The following is a 20799-nucleotide window of genomic DNA, read 5'->3' as shown; positions in this document are numbered from 1 at the left end:
TCACGCTTGGCAATCGCGGGTGCGACGGATAGCCACATGCATATGGCCATACGCATCGCGATCTGCGCCCCGTCGGCAACCTTCCCCCGCGAACTCGTCGCGCCCGTCCGGGAAGTCGCCTCGTGCTTCGAAGGTGTGGAGCTGCACTTTCACGAACAGTGCTTCTACGAGGCGGGGCATTTCGCCGGGACCGACGAACAGCGGCTCGAGGCGCTGCTGGATTGCGCCAACGACCCCACGATCGACGCGGTCTGGTTCGCACGCGGCGGATATGGATCGAACCGCATATGCGAGGCAGCGCTGACTTACCTGTCGCGCGATGCGGATCGGAAAGTGTTTCTCGGCTCGTCCGACGGGGGCTACTTGCTGGGCTCGTTGTACAAGGCCGGGATAGGGCGGCCGGTCCATGCGCCGATGCCGCTGGACGTAAAACGCGCCAACGGGGGCGAGGCGGTGGAGCGGGTGCTGGCCTGGATGAAGGGCGATGCCGAAACGCTTGAACCCACGCTGGACCACAGGCCGACAGTCGCCTTCAATCTCACCACGCTGGCGATGCTGGCGGGAACGCGGTTGATGCCCGACCTTCGCGGCCATGTCGTCATGGTCGAGGAAGTGAGCGAATATCTCTACTCCGTCGACCGGTTGTTCTTTCATCTGGTGGAGGTGCTGAAAGGCATGGATATCGCCGGGCTGCGCCTGGGCCGCGTATCCGACGTGCCGGAAAACGACCGCGAGTTCGGGTCCGATGCCGAGGCTATCGCAAGAGACTGGTGTGCAAGGGCGGGGATCCAGTACCTTGGCCGTGCCGACATCGGCCACGACCATGCGAACCGGATCGTACCGTTCGGGATGCAGCGCGCTTTCGCAGGCGGCGGCTCCACGGCGGACTGATTATCGACATTTCGCCGGGGTGAGGGCTTGTGAGGGCTTGCCCCTGCGAACCGGGGTGCCTAACCCGCCCGGCAAGAGGAGATTCAATTCATGAAGGCATTCGTTTTCCCCGGTCAGGGCAGCCAGAAGGTCGGGATGGGCGCGGACCTTGCCGCCGCCAGCAGCGCGGCCCGCGAAGTGTTCGAGGAAGTGAACGACGCGCTGAGGCAGGACCTGGCCAAGCTGATGGCCGAAGGGCCCGAGGACCAGCTGACCCTGACCGAAAACGCACAGCCCGCGATCATGGCCAATGCGATGGCCGTGGTGCGCGTGCTGGGCCGTGAATTCGGCGTGTCGCTGGGCGAAAAGGGCGATTATGTCGCCGGGCACAGCCTTGGCGAATATACCGCGCTTTGCGCCGCGCGGGCCTTTTCGGTTGCCGACACCGCAAAACTTCTGAAACTGCGCGGACAGGCGATGCAGGCTGCCGTGCCGGTCGGCGTCGGATCGATGTGCGCACTGCTGGGTGCCGACATCGAAAAGGCGACGCAGCTGGCCGAAGCCGCGGCCGTCGATCCTGCCACCGGCGAAAGCCAGGTCTGCACCGTCGCCAACGACAACGATCCGACGCAGGTCGTGCTGTCGGGCCATGTAGATGCGATCGATCGCGCCATCGCGATGGTAAAGGATTTTGGCATCAAGCGCGGCGTGAAGCTGCCGGTTTCGGCCCCCTTCCACTGCCCGCTGATGCAGCCTGCCGCCGATGCCATGGCCGAGGCGTTGGCTGCGACGCCGCCCAGTGCGCCGATCCTGCCGGTCTTCGCGAATGTGACCGCGCAGCCGGTTGCCGATCCTGCGGAAATCCGCCGCCTGCTGGTCGAACAGGTGACGGGCCGCGTGCGTTGGCGCGAAAGCGCGATCGGCATGGGTGCGGTTGGCGTGACGCATTTCTACGAACTGGGCGGCAAAGTGCTGGCCCCGATGATCAAGCGTTCGTTCCCCGATGCGGTCGTCACCAGCATCGTGACGATGGAAGACATCGAGGCGCTGGCAAAGGAGCTGTGATGCGCCGCTTTGCAAGCGCGTGTCTTGCCCTGATCGCGGGCGGCATCGTCGGTACGTCGCATGCCCATGCGCAGGACGCCGACGTGCCGCCAAACATTGCCTGCATGCGCGATGCGACTGACGCGGAGAACGCGGCCTACATTTCCTATTACACCGATCACTTCGATTACGAGCCGGGCGGCAGGATTCCCGATCCGACGGAGGCGTTGGCAGGAGCCCTGGAAAGCCACCTCTATCGCTGCATGGCGGAACTGGACTGGGACGAGGCAACGATGTCGGCGGCATTCGGCGCGCAGACCGGTTACCTGGTCGAAATGGGCATTCTCAATGCCATGCCGCTTTCAGCGCCTGTCCGGATGGAGGTGCAGGAACGGCTCAACCAGGCCAGCATGCGCGACCTGCGTATCCTGTCGGGCGAAGAAGATGCCGAAGGATCGGAACGGGCCGATGCCATGGCGGCCATCACGGGCGGCGTTTCCTCCGGTCCCGGGGCCGGTCTTGGGCAGGACGCCGTCACCATTGTAGAGAATTACGCCCCTCAACTTGCAAAGGCGCGGCTGATCCGCATCGAAGGGCTTCATAGATTGCGTGAAGAAGGAAACGTGGAATGAACAAGATGTTCGACCTTACCGGCATGACCGCGCTTGTCACCGGGGCCAGCGGCGGGATCGGTTCGTCCATCGCCGTCGCCCTTGCACGGCAGGGCGCACGTATTGCGCTGTCGGGCTCCAACGGTGACAAGTTGCGCGCGTTTCGCGAACAGCTGAACGAGGAAGTGGGCGGCGACCACGTCGAGATCACCTGCAACCTGTCGGATACGACGCAGGTGGAGGAGCTCGTCCCCGCTGCGATCGACACGCTGGGCAGTCTCGACATCCTGGTGAACAATGCCGGCATCACCCGTGACGGGCTGATGATGCGCATGAAGGACGAGGACTGGCAGCAGGTCATCGACATCAACCTTTCGGCTGCGTTCCGCCTGATGCGCGCCGCGACCCGGCCGATGATGAAGGCCAAGTTCGGCCGTATCGTTTCGATCACCAGCGTCGTGGGCACGACCGGCAATCCCGGCCAGATGAACTACGCCGCGGCGAAGGCGGGCCTTGTCGGCCTGTCGAAGTCGCTTGCGCAGGAACTGGCCAGTCGCAACGTCACCGTGAACTGCGTGGCCCCCGGCTTTATTCGCACGGCCATGACCGACGTTTTGCCCGATGCGCAGAAAGACGCGCTCAACGCCCGCATCCCGATGGGCCGCATGGGCGAGGGTGAGGACATCGGCGCAGCTGTCGCGTACCTGTCCTCGAAGGAAGCCGGTTACGTCACAGGCCAGACCCTGCACGTCAACGGCGGCATGGCGATGATCTGATCGGCCGGGGCGGGTGGATTTCCTGCCCGCCCCGCCTGCCGAATGGCGCTGCGGATCGCATCGATTGCGCGTTCTATTCCCGTCATCCCCGTCTTTTATCCCCAGAATCGACCCGTTCTTCTTTCGTTCGCCTTGTCCGGTCTCACCCATCCGCTAGGAAAGTTTGACCGTATTTCATGCCCGGTCGGTCCTCTCGACACGGTCGGGCAAAAGGGGATCTGATTGAAATGAAGGCGACGATCGAACGGGCGACCCTGCTGCACAGCCTGTCCCACGTGCAGTCGGTGGTGGAACGCCGCAACACGATCCCGATCCTGTCCAACGTCCTGATCGAGGCGAAGGCCGATGGCACGGTCAAGGTCATGGCCACCGACCTCGACCTGCAAGTGGTTGAGGCCATGCCCGCCGCCTCGGTCGAAAGCCCCGGCGCGATCACCGTTTCGGCTCACCTGCTGTTCGACATCGCGCGCAAGCTGCCCGATGGTTCGCAGGTCAGCCTGGAAACCGCCGACAATCGCATGGTCGTGAAGGCGGGCCGCAGCCGGTTCCAGTTGCCGACCCTGCCGCGTGACGATTTCCCCGTCATCGTCGAAGGCGACCTGCCCACCACGTTCGAGATTCCCGCCGCGACGCTGGCGCAGCTCGTCGATCGCACCCGGTTTGCGATCAGCACGGAAGAAACGCGCTATTACCTCAACGGCATTTTCTTCCACGTGGCCGACGACGGCCCGGGCGGACAGCCGGTTTTGAAGGCCGCGGCCACCGACGGGCACCGTCTTGCCCGCTACACCATCCCGCGCCCCGATGGCGCAGAGGGCATGCCCGACGTGATCGTGCCGCGCAAATGCGTCGCCGAACTGCGCAAGCTGCTTGAGGAATCGCTCGATTCCAACGTTCAGATCGACCTGTCGGCCAGCAAGATTCGCTTCACGATGGGTGGAGAGGGGGGCATCGTGCTCACCAGCAAGTTGATCGACGGCACCTTCCCCGATTACAGCCGCGTCATCCCCACCGGGAACGACAAGTTGCTGAAGCTTGATCCCAAGTCCTTCTTCGCCGGTGTTGACCGCGTCGCCACGATCGCGACCGAAAAGACCCGCGCCGTGAAGATGGCGGTTGATACCGACCGCGTGACCCTGTCAGTGACGTCGCCCGACAACGGCACCGCAGCCGAGGAAATCGCCGCCGCTTATGGCAGCGAGGGGCTGGAGATCGGCTTCAACGCCAACTACCTCAAGGATATCCTGGCCCAGATCGAAGGGGACAACGTCGAGCTGCATCTCGCCGATGCCGGTGCCCCGACACTGATCCGTCAGAACGATGCGAGCCCCGCTCTCTACGTCCTGATGCCGATGCGGGTCTGATTACCCGATACTCGGCTGCAAATAGCGCCCGATCGCGCTTCCGGTGCTCACGACCTTTATGGTCGCTGAGCGCCGGGTCGCAAGCGGGCACTATTTTCGTTGTCGTCTCGGGCAATCGTTGTTTTTTGCCCTCAAACGCCGGGCGGGGCGCATCCTCGCCCCTTGGCTTCGCCGCATAAGCGGCGGCGGGCGGACGCGCTTGCGGGTGTCGCTTCGCGCCCCGTTGTGGCTTGGCCCCTGCAGATCCAGCTCCCTTCATCTTGCAGCAAGGCCGGTTCGTCCAACGCGGGCGGCGATGGGTTGTCCTTTGCGTGTCGCGCGCGTTAGAGGGCGCCCAAACGGGAGTATTTCTATGATTGCCAAGTACGCATCCATCGCCGCTGCCGCCGCGCTCGGCCTGTCCGCGCTGCCTGCCGCTGCGCAGGAAACCGCGCCCGACCCGGACTTGCGCTGTGCGACATGGGCACTGGTTGCCGGTTCGCAGGAGCAGGACGAAGGTCGCAAGCGCGGCCTGGGCTTCATGATGAGCTATTTCATGGGACGGTACGAAGCGCGCACCGGCGGCAAAATCGAAACGAAGATCACGCCCGAAACGGTCCCGACCCTGCTTGGCAATGTCGAGGAAGCGAACAAGTCCTGCGCCCCGCAGGCACAGAGCTTTGGCGCGCGTCTTGGCCAGACGATCAACGGCCTCCAGCCGCCTGCACCGGCCAACGCACAGGCTGGCGAGGGCCGCTGATCAGGTCTCGCGGCTCATGCGGAATTTCCGCCAGCCTTGAACGACAGCGAGTACGAAGATGCTTACGGGGACGAGCCACGCGGTTCGTCCCCAACCTTTTGTCACGTCCACCTCGTCCGCGATCCACCCCAGTATGAGCAGGCCCAGAAGCGGCAATAGGGCGATCTGCCAATAGCTTACCTGAGCCATGCCATATCGCTTGCGCGCATCAACCGACATTGCGGGGTGCAGACTTCGTCGATGTTGCAACCGGATTTCCGGGGCCGCGTAAAGGCGTTTGACCGCGATCCCCATAGGAAGGACCGCGACGATCCCGAATGCGAAGAAGACGATTCGACTTCCGGCACTATCGAACGCGGAAAAGCCTATTGCGAAAACGATGACGACCGTGACCGATACAACCATCAGCCAGCGCCAGCTGCGCCGAAAATTGTCGGTCATTTCGTCATGTTCATGTCGGGTAACCCGGTATGCCGGACCGGTTCCGTATTTGCGATAGATGAAGCCGTCGCCGTCAGCTTCGAACTGACGGCTGAACGCCTCTACACCAGTGTTGCGACGCTTTAACGGATTCACTGCGCCGCCCGGATCATCGCCTCGATGTCGGCGAACTTCTCTCGCGGGGCGCCGTCGCGGGCGGCGGAAGCTTCGGCTTCCTCGATCTTCTTCCAGTCGCGGAACGTCACGATATCGAGCCCGCGCCCGGCGGCCAGCTCGTCGAAACCAGGTCGGCCTTTCTTGCTGCCGTTGCCGAGCAGGCCCGCCTCGATATCCTCGGCGATCTTTTCGACGATGGCGAAGCCGTCGGGTTTGTTCGTGCCGATCGTACCCGATGGCCCGCGCCGCGCCCAGCCGACGCAGTAGAGACCGGTCAGAATGCGCCCATCATCATTGGCGAACCGGCCCAGGCGTTCGTCGAACGGCACGCCGGGGATGTTGGCGGTGTGATATCCGATGCAGCTGACCACCAGACCGCACGGGATCGTGTAAGTCTCTCCGGTGCCGATGGCGCGGCCGGTCTGAACCTCGGTCCGTTCCACCTCGATGCCCGACACTTTGCCACTTTCGCCAAGGATCGCCTTGGGACTGGCGAAGAAGTCGAATTCGATTTCGATCGCCTTTTCGGCGTGGATATGTTCGGGGATCGCGGCAAAGCTGCGCAAGTGGTTCACGGACTTTCTCAGGCCCGGCTCCAGCATGGCGTCATCCGCTTCGGGCGGAAGGTCTGCGGCGTCGATATGGGGGCTGCCGCGGTCCAGCTTCATCAGTTCGCCCAGTTCTTTGGGTGTCATCATGATCTGATGCGGTCCACGGCGACCCAGGATCACGATGCGGTTGATTTTCGACGCTTTCAGCATGTCGAGCGCGTGGGACGCGATGTCCGACCCTTCGAACTCACTCTCTGTCTTCGATAGGATGCGCGCCACGTCGAGCGCGACATTGCCCATCCCGATGACGACCGCGGTGTCGTGCGACAGGTCGGGATCGAGATTGCGGAACTGCGGGTGCGAATTGTACCATCCGACGAAAGCCGCACTGCCATAGACGCCGGAAAGGTCCTCACCCTCCAGCCCCAGCTTGCGATCATGTGGTGCGCCGGTTGCCACCACGACTGCGTCATAAAGCTCGCGCAGTTCCTCGACCGAAATGTCCTTGCCGACGGCGATATTGCCGACGAAGCGGACGTTTTCGGTCAGCGCGGTCTTTTCATAGCGGCCCGACACGGCCTTGATCGTCTGATGATCGGGGGCAACGCCGGTACGGATCAGTCCGTAGGGTACGGGCAGCCGGTCGAACACGTCGACGCGGACGTCATCGCCCCACTGCTTGATTGCCGCTTCGGCCGTGTAGTATCCGGCCGGACCAGAACCGATCACCGCGATATGACGCACGTAATTTCCCCCGCTATCTGTCGAGTTCTCTCAGGCTATCGAACGCGCGGGAAAAGGGAAGGGCTGGTGACGCTTAGCAGTTCACAAGCGCTTCCTTGCCGGAAAGGAATTCGGCAAGGCGCGGGGCGATACGATCGGGCACGGCCAGCGGCAGCAGGTGGCCGCCGGTGCGAACCTCGAACGTTTCGGCCTGCGGGATCAGGCAGGACAGGGCCCGCTGATGCGCGATGGGTACGACGGCATCTTCGGTCATCCCGGCAAGCAGGACCGGCATGCGCAGGAACGGCAGCATCGGTGCCGCGCTCCACCCAGCAAGCGCCGCGACCTGGCAGCCTACGCCTGCAGGCGTAGGCGTCATGAACCGGCGCAGCAGGCCCGCGCTGGCCCCGCCTTCGTGCAACAGGGCGCGGAAATTCTGGGCGAGGATTGATGGGTCGACATATTCGGTCGGATCGAGCAGGCGGCGCAGCACTTCGGGATTGGCGATCGGCAGCGGCAGGCCCGATGTCGTCGCGACAAGGGCAAGCCGTTCCACCTTGCGCGGCGCGGTCACGGCGATCTGCTGGGCCAGCGCGCCGCCCCACGAAAAGCCGAGAACCGCAAAGGGGCGGTCGGGAAACTCGCTTTCCATCAGTGCCGCCATGCTGCGTGCCATGCGCTGCATCGTATAGGGCAGAACCGGATCTGGCGATTTGCCGGAACCGGGCATGTCGGGGCAGACGATTGGCCGATCCGGGAACTGGCGGGACAAGTCCTCCATCAGTTCCGAATTGAAGCCGATGCCGTTCAGCATAAGCAGCGGCACCGCATCGTGCGGCGATCCGGCCCCCTTGCGGCCGATCCGCAGGGTCAGGCCTTCGATGGTGGATTTGCGAAAGGTGAATGGCATGCGGATTGCGGGCTAGCAGGTTCCGGGCTGTTCGAACAGCACACTATTGGCCAAGCGTCTTGCGGCCTGGAAGTTCGACGATACGGCCGACTATGCGTGTTCCCTGCTGACATCGTCACGGGCAGCCGCTAATGGCGCGCACATGACCGAACTTGGCAACATTCGCAATTTTTCCATTATCGCGCACATCGACCATGGCAAGTCGACGCTGGCTGACCGTCTGATTCAGTTCACCGGCGGCCTGACAGAGCGTGAGATGAGCGCGCAAGTCCTTGATAACATGGACATTGAGAAAGAGCGCGGCATCACCATCAAGGCGCAGACCGTGCGCCTGAACTATACGGCCAAGAACGGCGAGACCTATGAGCTGAATCTCATGGACACGCCCGGCCACGTCGACTTCGCCTATGAAGTGTCGCGCAGCCTTGCCGCCTGCGAAGGCGCGCTGCTGGTGGTGGACGCGGCGCAGGGGGTTGAGGCGCAGACGCTGGCCAACGTTTACCAGTCGATCGAGCATGATCACGAAATCGTGCCCGTCATCAACAAGATCGACCTTCCCGCCGCCGAGCCCGAGCAGGTAAAGACCGAGATTGAGGACATCATCGGCATCGATGCCAGCGAGGCCGTTCTGGCCAGCGCGAAGTCGGGCATCGGGATCGAGGAAATCCTTGAACAGATCGTCGCGAAGATCCCGCCGCCCGCCGGCGACCGCGATGCGCCGCTGAAGGCCATGCTGGTCGATAGCTGGTACGACCCGTACCTTGGCGTCGTCATCCTTGTCCGCGTCATGGACGGGGCCATCAAGAAGGGCCTGAACGTCAAGTTCATGCAAGGCGGGACAGAGCACCTGATCGACCGCGTCGGCTGTTTCACGCCCAAGCGGACCGACCTGCCCGAACTGGGGCCGGGCGAAATCGGGTTCATCACCGCGCAGATCAAGGAAGTCGAACAGGCCAAGGTCGGCGACACGATCACCACGGTAAAGAACGGCGCGACCAAGGCGCTGGCGGGCTACAAGGAAGTCCAGCCGGTCGTCTTCTGCGGCCTGTTCCCCGTGGACGCCAACGACTTCGACAAGCTGCGCGAATCGATCGGCAAGCTGCGTTTGAACGACGCCAGCTTCTCGTTCGAAATGGAATCGAGCGCGGCGCTGGGCTTCGGCTTCCGCTGCGGTTTTCTTGGCCTGCTGCACCTGGAAATCATCCAGGAACGCCTGAGCCGCGAATACGACCTGGACCTTATCACCACGGCCCCGTCGGTCGTCTATCGCATCGACCTTGCCGCCAGCCGCACGGACGAGGCGCGCGAGATCTACCTGCACAACCCGGCCGACTATCCCGACCAGAACCGCATCAAGGTGATCGAGGAACCGTGGATCAAGGCAACGATCTACACGCCCGACGAATACCTCGGCTCTATCCTGAAGCTGTGCCAGGACCGTCGCGGCGTCCAGATCAACCTGACTTATGTCGGCGGCCGCGCGCAAGTGACCTACGAACTGCCGTTGAACGAAGTCGTATTCGACTTCTACGACCGCCTGAAATCGATCAGCCGCGGCTATGCCAGCTTCGACTATGAACAGATCGGGCTGCGTGAAGGCGATCTCGTCAAGATGTCCATCCTCGTCAACAACGAGCCGGTGGACGCGCTATCGATGATCGTCCACCGCGGCGTGGCCGAGGAACGCGGGCGCGGCATGTGCGAACGCCTGAAAGACCTGATCCCCCGCCACCTCTTCAAGATCCCGATCCAGGCAGCCATCGGCGGCAAGGTGATCGCCCGCGAAACCATCAGCGCCATGCGCAAGGACGTGACCGCCAAGTGCTATGGCGGCGACATCACGCGCAAGAAGAAGCTGCTGGAGAAGCAGAAGAAGGGCAAAGCCCGTATGCGCGAGTATGGCAACGTCAGCATCCCGCAGGAGGCGTTTATTGCGGCGCTGAGGATGGGTGAGGAATAATGAAGCCCCGCGAATAAGTCGGCAGGCGCGCAGCGCCTGACGCCTTAGGCGCGAGAGGCTGTAATTACGGCCGGCGGCCGTGCGGGCCTAAGCCCGCCACGAGCCGTTCGACGTCAAGCCGCGGCTTTGCCGTGGCTGGTTGTTCTGTGCCTAAATACGATTCACGCCTTGATCTCAGATACGAATTGAGTTGCTCTGCTTGCCTAGCAAGCCTCTTAGGCTTGCAATACTGCAGAGGGTCCCATGCTGAAGCAACTCCTCGAGATAATAACGGAATTTTATGCTTATCCGTTACCCATATTTCGCGAAGAGAAAGAGCCAGAAAAGCTCTTTTCTTATCAGTCTTTTCAGATCGAAAATTTTCGAGGGCTCGACAACGTTTCGATAAATTTCTCGAAGAATGATCTCATACTTCTGCTTGGTCTAAACGAGTCAGGAAAGACGAGTATTTTGAAGGCGATCGAAGCCTTTGATTTTAATAACGATCCACAACCGGAGAACCTGAAACAATTTTTCACGTCCATTCGAAACAAGCAGGATATCGAATGCAATGACCCTTGCACGATCACTGCTGAAATTTCGTTCATTGGGGATTTAAACTATAATTTCTTCAAGAAAGTTCTCCGGGCTGCCGAATTTGATGCGACGGTCAAAGGTGAAGTTGAGGCTATTTGTCAGAAGCTCTCAGAAGAAAAAAATATATTCATATCGCGCGTGATTCCATTCAACAATGGAAATCCTGGTAAAAGCTACTATACATTTGATAATAGAATAAAATTTTCTGATCAAAAGTTGGGTAGTATTATAGCTCAGGAGATTATCCGAAAATGTCCTTTCATTTTGTATTTTGAAGATTTTCAAGATGCCATTCCCGATAAAATATATACTTCATCACGAAATCCCGCATTTAATCTATCGTGGTATGAAATTATAGATGGATTGTTCTACAACACTGACTCTAATTATAGCATAAGCAAATTTGAGAAATATTTTTCGAAGACGAATCCTAGAGAGGACGACGCTAGTACCGTCTTAAAGAAAGTTAATAAAACTCTTCAAAAGACGTTTACGGAGAAGTGGGAAAATCTTTCAGGCGTGCAGGAAATCGAAGACGCTGAAATTATATATAATAGCGCGAAAAAATACTTTGCGATTAAAATAACAGAAAAAGATGGGACTACTTATTCTGTTAAAGAAAGAAGCAAGGGTGCAGTTTGGTATCTTGCCTTTCTAATGAAAACCGAATTTCGTCGTAAAAAGCTGCGGGAGGGCTCGGGCAAGCCAGTCTACCTGATTGACGAGCCAGCCTCAAACCTACACTCCACAGCGCAACAAAAAATGGTTGGTGATTTTTCTGCGTTGGTCGAAGACACCAGCTTGGTTTACACAACTCATAGCCGGTATTTGATATCACCGAGCAACGTCAAAAATACATATGTTGTTCAAAGATCTAACGGCGTTGTACAATGCATAAAGTGGGGGGAATATATAAAAGGTAAGGATGCTAAAATTTCTTACTACCAGCCACTGTTCGACTGTCTCAATGTTGTGCCTAGTAATTTCGATATGCCGTGGGAAAACGCGATTATCACAGAAGGCCCGTCGGACGCTCTTGTTTTAGAGTTTATGCAGGTACTCCTTGGCCAGAAGGCAACGCATGCGATCTACCCCGGTACGTCAGCCAACGATCTTGGAACCTTGATTTCTTTAAATATTGGCTGGAATGCGAACTTTCGAGTTTTGTTGGACTCGGATAAAGATGGCCGAGAAAACAAAGAAAAATATAAGAAGAACCATGGTTTGACTGATGACGCTTTTGTGCTTTTGCCGGGGCAAAATACCGAGATTGAAGATATGTTTTCCGATAAAGAAAAAGTGGATCTCGCTGAGATAGCCTTAGGTGAAACAGTTGCGAAGGTGTCAAAAAATCAGTTTCTAGCTATTATGCGTTCGCTGATGCTGGACCCTGTTAAACATAAGAGAGACGCGAACAAGATTCTGACGGATAAAACAAAGGCCACCTTTGAAATTCTGTTGGAAAATTTGAAGGCCGATAAGGTCCGCAGTTGACCCTAGGCGTTTCCCACACCTCATAAATCCGCTGATCTCCTTTCGGTCGGACGGGAGGGAGGAGGTGTCCCGCGCCCTGCATTGAAGGCAAACTGGATCGGGGACTGCGTACAATCGTCGGGCTAGCTCAGGGGTTTTCGGGTTCTCCCTTCGTAAAAGCTGCTTGGGATTGATACCTGAAGGAAGGTGAAGGGCGTTGGAGCGCCACCTTATTGACTCCGCAGACAGCGCGCGGGCCTTGCGGCCCGTGCAACCCCACCGGCCCCGCAGTTTATTTGTCTTAGCCCCTCAAGCGCCGGGCGGCCCCCATCCGGGGGCCTTGGCTACGCGCCAATAAGGCGCGGCGGCCGTTCGGCCTTGCGGGAGTCGCTGGCGCGCCCCGAATTTCGCCAGAGGTTTGCGTCTCGCGGTCCTCACCCTTCCTCTTCGCCTCTGCGCATCGTCGGCAGTTCGGGCCACTCCTCATCGGGCATTCCCATGAACGTCCGCATCATCCTGCGCTTCGACACCGGATACCCCAGTTCCAGCGGGTCTCGTTTCAGGAAATCGGGGATCGTGCGCACGCTCATTTCCCATCCTCCCCGTAATTCGCATCTTCCCCGCTTTCCCCGTCCTCCTTCACGTCCTCGCCCAGTTCGCGGCGCACGGCCCTGGCGGCTTCGTCCGGGTCCTCGCCCGCTTCCAGCCTTTCCTTCATCAGGTCCAGCTTGCGGTTGATGCTGTCCATCACCGCCTCTTCCTCCACGCCCGAAAGCGTGGCGCGTTCGGCTTCCCACTCGGCGCGCCATTGCTTCTTCAACCGGGTCAGCATGGCCTTGTCCACGGCGTTCAGCCCGCGTGCGCCGTCCGCTGCGAAGCGTTCGGGCGCGCGATTTCTCAGCAGGAACATCAGCAGCCTGTCATTATAGACCCGGCGCGTGCCGACGACGGCGCCGAAGTGGTACACCGGCACCTCGATCCCGTTGAGCGCGCGTTCCATCGCCACATCCTCCAGCCGCTGTACGCCCAGCGCCAGTGCGGCTTCCCATGCCTTGCGAAAGCTTTCCGCGCCGGGCTGGCGGCGCAGGTAATACGCACTCACCGCCGTCATGTTCACGGACTGGGCGGCGCTTTTCACGCTGCCGGTGTCGGCCAGCGTCTCGATAAAGCCGGTTTGCCGCGCGGGCGTCCACCCGTCGTGCCGCTGGCACTTGCGCGGAACGGGGGTGAAGGTGGGCAGGGCAGCGGGGGAGGCGGGTCGTATGGGCTTGGCGATCGTCATGGGCGGGGCACCACCTGTTGCGGGTTGAAAAGAGGCGGGCGGGTATGGTGCGGGGCGGGGGGTGTAGGACAATAAAATCGCGTACCCGAACGCGCCTTTGCTCACCGGCGGCGAAGCGCCTATGGCGACAGGCGATGACCCGGCTAATCCTGCTCAACAAGCCCTTCGGCGTGCTCTCGCAATTCAGCGCGGGGAAGGACGAAAGCCCGCACCCGACGCTGTCCGAATACGTGAAAGTCCCCGGCGTCTATCCCGCCGGGCGGCTGGACCGTGATAGCGAGGGGCTGCTGCTGCTGACCGACGATGGGCGGTTGCAGTCGCGCATCGCCGAACCGCGCCACAAGATGCCCAAGACTTACCTTGCGCAAGTGGAGGGTGAACCGGACGAGGCCGCCATCGCCGCGCTGTGCAGGGGCGTGCAGTTGAAGGACGGAAAGACCGCGCCTGCGCGCGTGCGCGTGATCGAGGTGCCGGAGCTTTGGGACCGCGATCCCCCGATCCGCTATCGCAAGTCCGTGCCCGACACCTGGATCGAGCTGACCATTACCGAAGGGCGCAACCGCCAGGTCCGCCGCATGACCGCCGCCGTCGGCCATCCGACCTTGCGGCTGGTGCGGTGGAGCGTGGGCGACTGGTCGGTGGAAGGTCTGGCACCGGGCGAATGGCGCGAGTTGCAGGTCTGACGCGGATCAGCTTTCCGGCCGGGTCCAGATCCAGCTTCCGCCCACGAGTGCTGCGGTCAGCGTAATCAGCGGCGCGGGCATCGGCGCAAAGGCGAAGGCAAGCACGATGCTGACCGCAAAGGCGGCCAGCGCGGCGGTCTTGCCCCGGCGGCTGATCGCGCCCTTTTCCCGCCATGCGCGGATATGCGGGCCGAAATGGCGATGTTCGACCAGCCATGCCTCAAGCCGGGGGCTGGACCGCGCAAAGCAGAACGCGGCAAGGATCATGAACGGCACCGTCGGCAGCAAGGGCAGCACGACCCCGATCGCGCCGAGGCCGAGTGAGACGAAGCCGCCTGCGAGATAGAGATACCTTACCAAGGGGGTTGCGGTCTTCGAACTACTCGCCCGCAGGGCCGTTGGGGACTGGCTGCGCGGGCGCTGCCTGCGGCGGGGTGGCGGGCACTTGCAGGTCGGCCTGCGGCACGATTGGCTCCTCCACGTCCGTCTCGACAGCGCCGATGTCACCGTCGAAGCCTTCGGGCAGGTCGGGGATGCCTTCGGGCACCATGATGTCGATGTCGCCTTCGTCCATGCCGCCGATGTCGATCGTGCTCATGTCCGCGTCCTGCGCGTTCATCGTGCTGCGCGGGGCAGGGCGCTTTATCTGGTTGACCTTGAGCGGCAGGTTCAGCGGTTCCAGCTTCACCCCGCTCATGAACTGCTTCCAGATTTGCGCGGGATTGCCGCCGCCGTGGTTGCCGGGGATCGGCTTGTTGTCGTCCCGCCCGACCCAGACGGCGGTTACCATGCTCCCGGCAAAGCCGACGAAGATCGCGTCGCGTCCTTCCTGCGTGGTGCCGGTCTTGCCGAACGTCGGCTGCGCGTCGATCACCGCGGACCGCCCGGTGCCGTGGTTTGCCGCGTTGTAGAGCAGCTTGAGCATCGGCGCCCATTCGCGCCTGGCATCAAGGCTGCGCCACGGCGTCGCCGCGTCTTCGGCCATGCCATAGGGTTCGACCGGGTACTTGCCCGAGGCAAAGGCGGCATAGGCCGCGGCCAGTTCCTTCAAGGTCATGCTGGCCGTGCCAAGCGCCATGCTGGGCGTTTCGGGAATTTCGGATGTGACGCCAAGGCCGCGCGCGGTATCGATCACTTCGTCGGGGCCGACATCCTGCGCGATGCGGATCGCGGCCGTGTTGCTGGAAATGGCAAAGGCGCGCGACAGCGGGATCTGGCCGTAATAGCCGGAGTAGGCGTTGTTCGGTTTCCACCCGTCGATGTCGATCGGGCCGTCCAGCACCAGCGTATCTGCCGTCGCGCCATCGCGGATCGCCGCGAAATAGTCGAACAGCTTGAAGGTCGAACCCGGCTGACGCTTGGCGGTCGTGGCGCGGTTGAACGCCTCGGGCGTCCACTTCTTGCCGCCGACCATCGCCGCGATCGCGCCGTTGGGCCGCATGGCGATCAGCGCGACTTCCGCCCCGCCAAGCCGGGCGTTGCGCACCACGCGTTCGGCCCGCGCCTGCGCGTCGGGTTCAAGCGTGGTCTGTACCGTGCCCGAAAAGTCGTCGGGCAATTGCGGCATCAGCCAGTCGACGAACCAAGTCCCGCTAGGGCCTTCGTCGTCTTCCGCGCCGGGGGTCACCTTTGGATCGGGTTCCGCCTTGGCGTCTTCTTCTGAGATGAAGCCTGCATAGGCCATTGCGTCCAGCACGACGCGCATGCGTTCAAGCGACGCTTCGCGGTTGACGAGGGGGGAGAGGCGCGAAGGGGCCTTTACCATGCCTGCCAGCATCGCGGCCTGGCCCAGGGTCAGTTCGTCGGGCGTGCGATCGAAGTAATAATGGGCCGCCGCGACCAGGCCGTATTGCCCTTCGCCGAAATAGCACAGTTCGAGATACCGGGAGAGAATCTCGTTCTTGCTCATCCACATCTCGGCCCAGTCGGCCAGAAGCATTTCCTTGCCCTTGCGCACGAACGTGCGGTCCTGCGTAAGGAAGGCGTTCTTTACGTACTGTTGCGTAATGGTGGAGCCGCCCTGAACCACTCCGCCGGCCTTGAGGTTGGTAACCGTCGCGCGGGCAAGGCCGCGGAAATCGATGCCGCCATGTTCGTAAAATCGCCGGTCCTCGATCGCCAGGAACGCCTGCCGCACGTGTTCGGGCAAGTCTTCGGCATTGACCGGAACCGCCGATTTCGGCCCGCGATGTGCGATTACGGATCCATCGGTGGCAAGGAAATCGATACCCTGCGGCGGCGGCGGGCCGCCCAGTTTCCACGGCGGCGCGGCGTAGATTTCCCACCCGACGAACAGGACAAGCGCGGCCAGCAGGCCCTGAAACCAGAGCGGCCAGCTGCGAAACAGGTTGAATCCCCGACCGGCCGTTTGGGAATAACGATTGGGTTTTACAGGCTGGCTGGCCATTCACGTGTCCGCATAGTGGGGGGCATTCGTGTCACAAACGCATGGGAAGTGGAATTGAGCCCGACCTTAGCGCTGAAATCGGGACTGACCAACTTTCCATCCAACAAGCTGTGAAGTGTTGGGGAGGTAGAAATACTGGACCAGATTTGCATTTGGGGTGTTATATATTACCAGCCTAGGTACTAAAATAATCTTGGTGATTATGAGTAATCCAGTAAAGTATATTGATCAAATTATATCAATATGATCTATAAAATGCATGAATGCGCAATAAAGAATCGGATAAAATGTGTAAAATATGAAATTTTGTACTGTAATTATGGGGTCATAAATATATTTGCATTAACTTAACTTACAGATAGACGTATTATAGTATCGAATTGACAGTAATCGACAGCAATTATTATTTTCGAAAGCATCCGGTTTAACTATTAATTAGTCGGACCCGCCTTAGTGAAGTTCCTGGCGGCGCGATCCAAGTCATCCTGATCTGGTCGTGCCGAGTTTGGAGCGGCAAGGTGATGGGTTTGATGACCAAGGCGCGGCACAGTCTGGGGCTTGTCGGTCTCTCGCCGATCGAATGTGCGAAGATCGCCACATTCGTCGAGAGCGAGGCCGAAGCGGCCGGTTGCCCGTGGCTGGTGCTCCATTCCGATAGCTGCGACGCGCTGATCGTCCCCTCTGACGTTGAGTTCAGCGCCGATCCCTACCAGGTCCTGATCCGGCTCGTGCGGTTCGGCAATCAGCCGGCCGAGGGCGACCTGTGCATCACCACACCGCTGAGCGCGGCAGAGCTGATGGATACCCTCAGGAAAGCGCAGGACCAGCTTTCGTCCCGGTCGCGTTCGCACGAAGTCAAACCGATGAAGGTGAAGATGGAAGACTGGGGCGCGGTCCCGGCCAACGATCGCCACCATGTACCGGCAGGCTTCGGGACGCCGGCGCCGCAGCATCTGACCGATGGGTCCGCCGCGCTCAAGGCCGAGACATGGCCGGTCAGCGCCCAAAGCAGCCACCCCGATAGCCATCCCGCGGCGCAGCCCAGCGCCATGCATGCCCCGTTGCAGCATCCGCAGCCAGCCCCGCCGCCTCAGCCGCAGGGCGTGAACCTGCACGCGAGCGGCACGGAGCACCAGGAATTTTCCGCCGCCTGGGACCAGATCGCCGTCGCGCTCTATTCCATCGTGCAGAATTCGGCCCCCGCGGTTGCCGAGATCCGTGTCGAAAACCTCGACATGATCCGCATCGACTTCCGCTTTCGCGCCTACAATTCGCGCATCCCGCTGGAACAGGTGTCGGCCAACGGCAGCCGCATCGCCATCCGCTCGACGCTGGTCGAGGCGTTTCGCCCTCCCATCGTCAACCTGCCGGGCGAATCGCTGGACAAGCTGTTCTGGTTCATCGGCAGCCAGGCATTCCACGGCACCGGCGCCCCCTGGCTCAAGCCGGAGGACCGTTATCGCCTGCGCCGCTGGCCCAATTTTACCGAACTGAACCACGCGGTCGCCGACATGCGCGCTGCGGCAGCCATCGGGAACTGCTTCCTCAATGCCGCCGAACTGGCGTCGGCCGCCGGAATCTCGGTGGAGAGCGCGATACGCACGCTCAACGCCTATTCGCTGATGGGTCTCCTCGAGATCCAGACCGACAAGACGGCGGCGCCTGTGACTTTCACGCCCCCGGCGCAGAAGTCGGGTGGCGGTCTCTTTTCCAAACTACGCACGAAGCTGGGGCTCTGATCGATGGCAGAACACGTCATACTTTTTGCGGGACCCATGGGCGCGGGCAAGACGACGGCGATCGAAAGCCTGTCGGAGATCGAGACGATCCGCACCGAGGCGACCAACACCGACCGCGAAACCGCCGACAAGGACACGACCACGGTCGCGCTCGACTATGGCGAGATCACGGTCGGTGATGATGACAAGGTCCGCCTTTACGGCGTGCCGGGTCAGCGCCGCTTCAACTTCATGTGGACCATCCTGAAGGAACGCGCCGTCGGGCTCGTCCTGCTGGTCAACAACGATGCGGCCGATCCCATCAGGGAACTGGACGAATTTCTGGAGGAATTCGGCGAGCTTCACGAAAAAGGCGGGATCGTGGTGTGCGTGACGCGCAGCGACGTCGCGCCGACCCCGTATCTCGACAAGTACGCCGAACGCATTCGCGAAGTGATGCCCGGACGCATGATCCCGGTGTTCACCGCCGATGCCCGCAATGGCGATCAGATGCGCACCGCACTCATGAGCCTGATCGCGAATATCGAAATAACGGCGATGATCGCCGATAACCAGGAGCGCGCGGCATGACCGAGCAAGTTAGCGCACAACAAGTCAGCGCCCACAAGGACCCCGTCGTGATCGCTTTCGCGAACGAGGTGCTCGATGGATTTTCCGACGTCTGCAAGTCGCTGCGTTACGCGACGTTCCTGACGGACGACGGCTTCGAAGTCGCCAGCATCGCGGGCGACGAGAAACAGAACCGGCGCGTCGCGTCCATGGCCAGCTCGATGCAGGCCCTTGGCGATGCGGTCGCCAGGGACCTCAGGATCGGGGGCGCCGAATACATCATCATCGCGGCGGAAACCGGTTACGTGATCCAGATGCGTGTGCCCGAGCACGCAATGGTACTGGCTGCTCATTTCGATGCGGCCGAAACGGTGGGCAAGGCGCTCTCCGTGGCGCGGCTCGCCGCTTCCAACATGCGGACGATGGTCCAGGAAAAGGCAGCTTAACGGTCCCCGAATGTGGCGGGACGGAGACCGACGAAAATTAACCGCTCATAAAAAGGAAGTGAAAAATGGCTAGCATCAACGAAACCATGGACAACCTGATGACCGTCGACGGCGCAAAGGCAGCCGCGGTCGTCGATTCCGATTCCGGCATGGTCCTGGGCAAGGTCGGCAGCGGCATCGATCTCGACGTGGCCGGCGCCGGCAACACCGAAGTGGTTCGCGCCAAGCTGAAGACGATGAAGGCCCTGGGCCTGACCAAGGATGCGATCGACGACATCCTCATCACGCTGTCGTCGCAGTACCACATCATCCGCCCGATGGCCTCGCGCCCGGCGGTGTTCATCTATCTCGTCCTCGACAAGAGCAAGTCGAACCTGGCGCTCGCCCGCATCAAGACGGCTGAGTGCGAGTCGAACCTGACGCTCTGATCGGCACGTCAAAGGCGGGGCGGGATCGCAAGGGTTCCAAGCCGCCAGTTCGCCCGGACGACGGGGCGGTCCCATGCGGGCCGCCCCGTTTTCGTTGGTTCAGCCTGCAAAACCGGCATGGCCGCGTTTCGTGGACAGAGGCGCAAGCTTCACTTGGCGTTCAGTATGGGCGAGGCTATAGGCTCCGGTCATGATCGCAGCTTCGTCGGCCCGCCGCCCTGTTCGCACCCTTGCCCTTGCCCTTGCTTCGGGCTCCATGCTGCTGACGGCCGCATGCGCCGGTGGGGGCGGTCGTCCCGACGATACCGCCTATGTCGCGCGCGATGTCGAATCGCTCTATTTCGCGGCGAAGGACCGGCTCGATCGCGGACAGGTAAAGGTGGCCGCCGCCCTTTTTGACGAGGTTGAGCGTCAGCATCCCTATTCGCCCTGGGCCCGCCGCGCCCAGTTGATGAGCGCGTTTTCCTATTACGTCGGCAAGAACTACCCGCAGGCGATCCAGTCGGCACAGCGCTTCCTGTCGATCCATCCGGGCAACAAGGACGCGCCTTATGCGTCCTACCTGATCGCGCTTTCCTATTACGAACAGATCAGCGACGTGGAACGTGACCAGCAGACGACGCTTCTGGCCAAGACCGCGCTGACCGAAGTGGTGCGCCGTTACCCGGAAAGCAGCTATGCCGCCGATGCCAAGCTGAAGCTTGACCTCGTCAACGATCACCTTGCCGGCAAGGAAATGACGATCGGCCGCTTTTACGAAGACACCGGCAAGTGGCTGGCCGCCACGATGCGGTTCCGCAAGGTGGTGGACGATTATCAGACCACCAGCCACACGGCAGAGGCGCTCTATCGTCTGACCGAAACGTACCTTGCCCTGGGCATTCCCGAAGAAGCGAAGAAGAGCGCGGCCGTGCTCGGCGCGAACTATCCGGGTAGCGAGTGGTACGAAAAGGCCTACGAACTGATGCAGAAGAAGGCCCCCGAATACGCGGGCTGATCGCTGCAGGCGGGCGGTATGGCCTGCCTCTTTTATTCGTGACAGGTTTCCGCCGTCCGCGGCCATGCCCTGCC

At 61.0% G+C, this 20799-nt stretch carries 21 protein-coding genes; 14 read left to right on the top strand and 7 right to left on the bottom strand.

All coding sequences use genetic code 11. From position 1 onward, the window contains the following. Positions 1 to 42 precede the first annotated feature (42 nt). The 6 genes from FAX90_RS14325 (at position 43) to FAX90_RS14300 (ending at position 5404) form a co-directional block, all read left to right on the top strand. Positions 43 to 891, top strand: a complete 849-nt coding sequence (locus tag FAX90_RS14325; protein WP_144098101.1) for an LD-carboxypeptidase — start codon at positions 43 to 45, stop codon at positions 889 to 891. Between the two features lie 90 nt (positions 892 to 981). After that, positions 982 to 1935, top strand: coding sequence for an ACP S-malonyltransferase (gene fabD / locus FAX90_RS14320; protein WP_144098100.1), 954 nt, complete (start codon positions 982 to 984; stop codon positions 1933 to 1935). After that, entirely contained in the window at positions 1935 to 2546 is a 612-nt protein-coding gene (locus tag FAX90_RS14315) for a hypothetical protein (protein WP_144098099.1), read from the top strand. Before fabD ends, FAX90_RS14315 begins: the two co-directional genes overlap by 1 nt. A 5-nt stretch (positions 2547 to 2551) precedes the next feature. Further along, positions 2552 to 3301 carry a 3-oxoacyl-[acyl-carrier-protein] reductase gene (gene fabG / locus FAX90_RS14310; RefSeq protein ID WP_144098229.1) on the top strand — a complete coding sequence of 250 codons (750 nt, stop codon included), beginning with the start codon at positions 2552 to 2554 and terminating at the stop codon, positions 3299 to 3301. Positions 3302 to 3528: 227 nt separating this feature from the next. Further along, entirely contained in the window at positions 3529 to 4665 is a 1137-nt protein-coding gene (gene dnaN / locus FAX90_RS14305) for a DNA polymerase III subunit beta (RefSeq protein WP_144098098.1), read from the top strand. Positions 4666 to 5017: 352 nt separating this feature from the next. Then, complete coding sequence (locus FAX90_RS14300; protein ID WP_144098097.1) at positions 5018 to 5404, top strand: hypothetical protein; 387 nt, start codon at positions 5018 to 5020, stop codon at positions 5402 to 5404. On the opposite strand, the gene FAX90_RS16720 is transcribed toward FAX90_RS14300, so the two are convergent. The 3 genes from FAX90_RS16720 to FAX90_RS14285 form a co-directional block, all read right to left on the bottom strand. Further along, positions 5405 to 5980, bottom strand: coding sequence for a hypothetical protein (locus FAX90_RS16720; RefSeq protein WP_205700701.1), 576 nt, complete (start codon positions 5978 to 5980; stop codon positions 5405 to 5407). It lies immediately after the preceding gene. Further along, positions 5977 to 7296 carry an FAD-dependent oxidoreductase gene (locus FAX90_RS14290; protein WP_144098095.1) on the bottom strand — a complete coding sequence of 440 codons (1320 nt, stop codon included), beginning with the start codon at positions 7294 to 7296 and terminating at the stop codon, positions 5977 to 5979. The genes FAX90_RS16720 and FAX90_RS14290 overlap by 4 nt, the downstream gene beginning before the upstream one ends. A 73-nt stretch (positions 7297 to 7369) precedes the next feature. Beyond that, positions 7370 to 8185 carry an alpha/beta fold hydrolase gene (locus tag FAX90_RS14285; protein WP_144098094.1) on the bottom strand — a complete coding sequence of 272 codons (816 nt, stop codon included), beginning with the start codon at positions 8183 to 8185 and terminating at the stop codon, positions 7370 to 7372. Positions 8186 to 8327: 142 nt separating this feature from the next. Here FAX90_RS14285 and lepA point away from each other — a divergent pair, with 142 nt between their 5' ends. Together lepA and FAX90_RS14275 are read left to right on the top strand one after the other, a co-directional pair. Beyond that, entirely contained in the window at positions 8328 to 10145 is a 1818-nt protein-coding gene (lepA, locus tag FAX90_RS14280) for a translation elongation factor 4 (protein ID WP_144098093.1), read from the top strand. Positions 10146 to 10388: 243 nt separating this feature from the next. Continuing rightward, positions 10389 to 12215: an ATP-dependent nuclease gene (locus tag FAX90_RS14275; RefSeq protein WP_144098092.1), complete on the top strand. Its 1827-nt coding sequence runs from the start codon at positions 10389 to 10391 to the stop codon at positions 12213 to 12215. 413 nt (positions 12216 to 12628) lie between these two features. Here FAX90_RS14275 and FAX90_RS16645 read toward each other — a convergent pair whose 3' ends face one another. Together FAX90_RS16645 and FAX90_RS14270 are read right to left on the bottom strand one after the other, a co-directional pair. Beyond that, positions 12629 to 12784, bottom strand: a complete 156-nt coding sequence (locus FAX90_RS16645; RefSeq protein WP_170234998.1) for a hypothetical protein — start codon at positions 12782 to 12784, stop codon at positions 12629 to 12631. Next, positions 12781 to 13476, bottom strand: coding sequence for a hypothetical protein (locus FAX90_RS14270; protein ID WP_144098091.1), 696 nt, complete (start codon positions 13474 to 13476; stop codon positions 12781 to 12783). The genes FAX90_RS16645 and FAX90_RS14270 overlap by 4 nt, the downstream gene beginning before the upstream one ends. Before the next feature lie 134 nt (positions 13477 to 13610). Here FAX90_RS14270 and FAX90_RS14265 point away from each other — a divergent pair, with 134 nt between their 5' ends. Continuing rightward, positions 13611 to 14159 carry a pseudouridine synthase gene (locus FAX90_RS14265; protein ID WP_144098090.1) on the top strand — a complete coding sequence of 183 codons (549 nt, stop codon included), beginning with the start codon at positions 13611 to 13613 and terminating at the stop codon, positions 14157 to 14159. Between the two features lie 6 nt (positions 14160 to 14165). Here the strand turns inward: FAX90_RS14265 and FAX90_RS14260 are convergent, their stop codons facing one another. Next, a complete protein-coding gene (locus FAX90_RS14260) occupies positions 14166 to 14519 on the bottom strand; it encodes a YbaN family protein (protein WP_144098089.1) in 354 nt (117 codons plus the stop codon). A 19-nt stretch (positions 14520 to 14538) separates the two neighbouring features. Then, on the bottom strand, positions 14539 to 16566 hold the full coding sequence (locus FAX90_RS14255) for a transglycosylase domain-containing protein (RefSeq protein ID WP_144098088.1): 2028 nt from the start codon (positions 16564 to 16566) through the stop codon (positions 14539 to 14541). Between the two features lie 521 nt (positions 16567 to 17087). Between FAX90_RS14255 and FAX90_RS14250 the strand changes: the two genes are divergently transcribed. The 5 genes from FAX90_RS14250 (at position 17088) to FAX90_RS14230 (ending at position 20725) form a co-directional block, all read left to right on the top strand. Further along, a complete protein-coding gene (locus tag FAX90_RS14250; RefSeq protein WP_144098087.1) occupies positions 17088 to 18305 on the top strand; it encodes a hypothetical protein in 1218 nt (405 codons plus the stop codon). 3 nt (positions 18306 to 18308) lie between these two features. Continuing rightward, positions 18309 to 18875, top strand: a complete 567-nt coding sequence (locus FAX90_RS14245) for a GTP-binding protein (RefSeq protein WP_144098086.1) — start codon at positions 18309 to 18311, stop codon at positions 18873 to 18875. Next, positions 18872 to 19300, top strand: a complete 429-nt coding sequence (locus tag FAX90_RS14240) for a roadblock/LC7 domain-containing protein (protein ID WP_144098085.1) — start codon at positions 18872 to 18874, stop codon at positions 19298 to 19300. The genes FAX90_RS14245 and FAX90_RS14240 overlap by 4 nt, the downstream gene beginning before the upstream one ends. Before the next feature lie 65 nt (positions 19301 to 19365). Further along, on the top strand, positions 19366 to 19728 hold the full coding sequence (locus tag FAX90_RS14235) for a hypothetical protein (RefSeq protein WP_144098084.1): 363 nt from the start codon (positions 19366 to 19368) through the stop codon (positions 19726 to 19728). Positions 19729 to 19918: 190 nt separating this feature from the next. Further along, positions 19919 to 20725 carry an outer membrane protein assembly factor BamD gene (locus FAX90_RS14230; protein ID WP_144098083.1) on the top strand — a complete coding sequence of 269 codons (807 nt, stop codon included), beginning with the start codon at positions 19919 to 19921 and terminating at the stop codon, positions 20723 to 20725. The last annotated feature ends 74 nt before the right edge of the window (positions 20726 to 20799 follow it).

Source organism: Croceicoccus sediminis (genome assembly GCF_007570835.1).
Classification (GTDB): domain Bacteria; phylum Pseudomonadota; class Alphaproteobacteria; order Sphingomonadales; family Sphingomonadaceae; genus Croceicoccus; species Croceicoccus sediminis.
The sequence above is the reverse complement of the archived record's forward strand: the minus strand, read 5'-3'. Positions and strand labels throughout refer to the sequence as shown.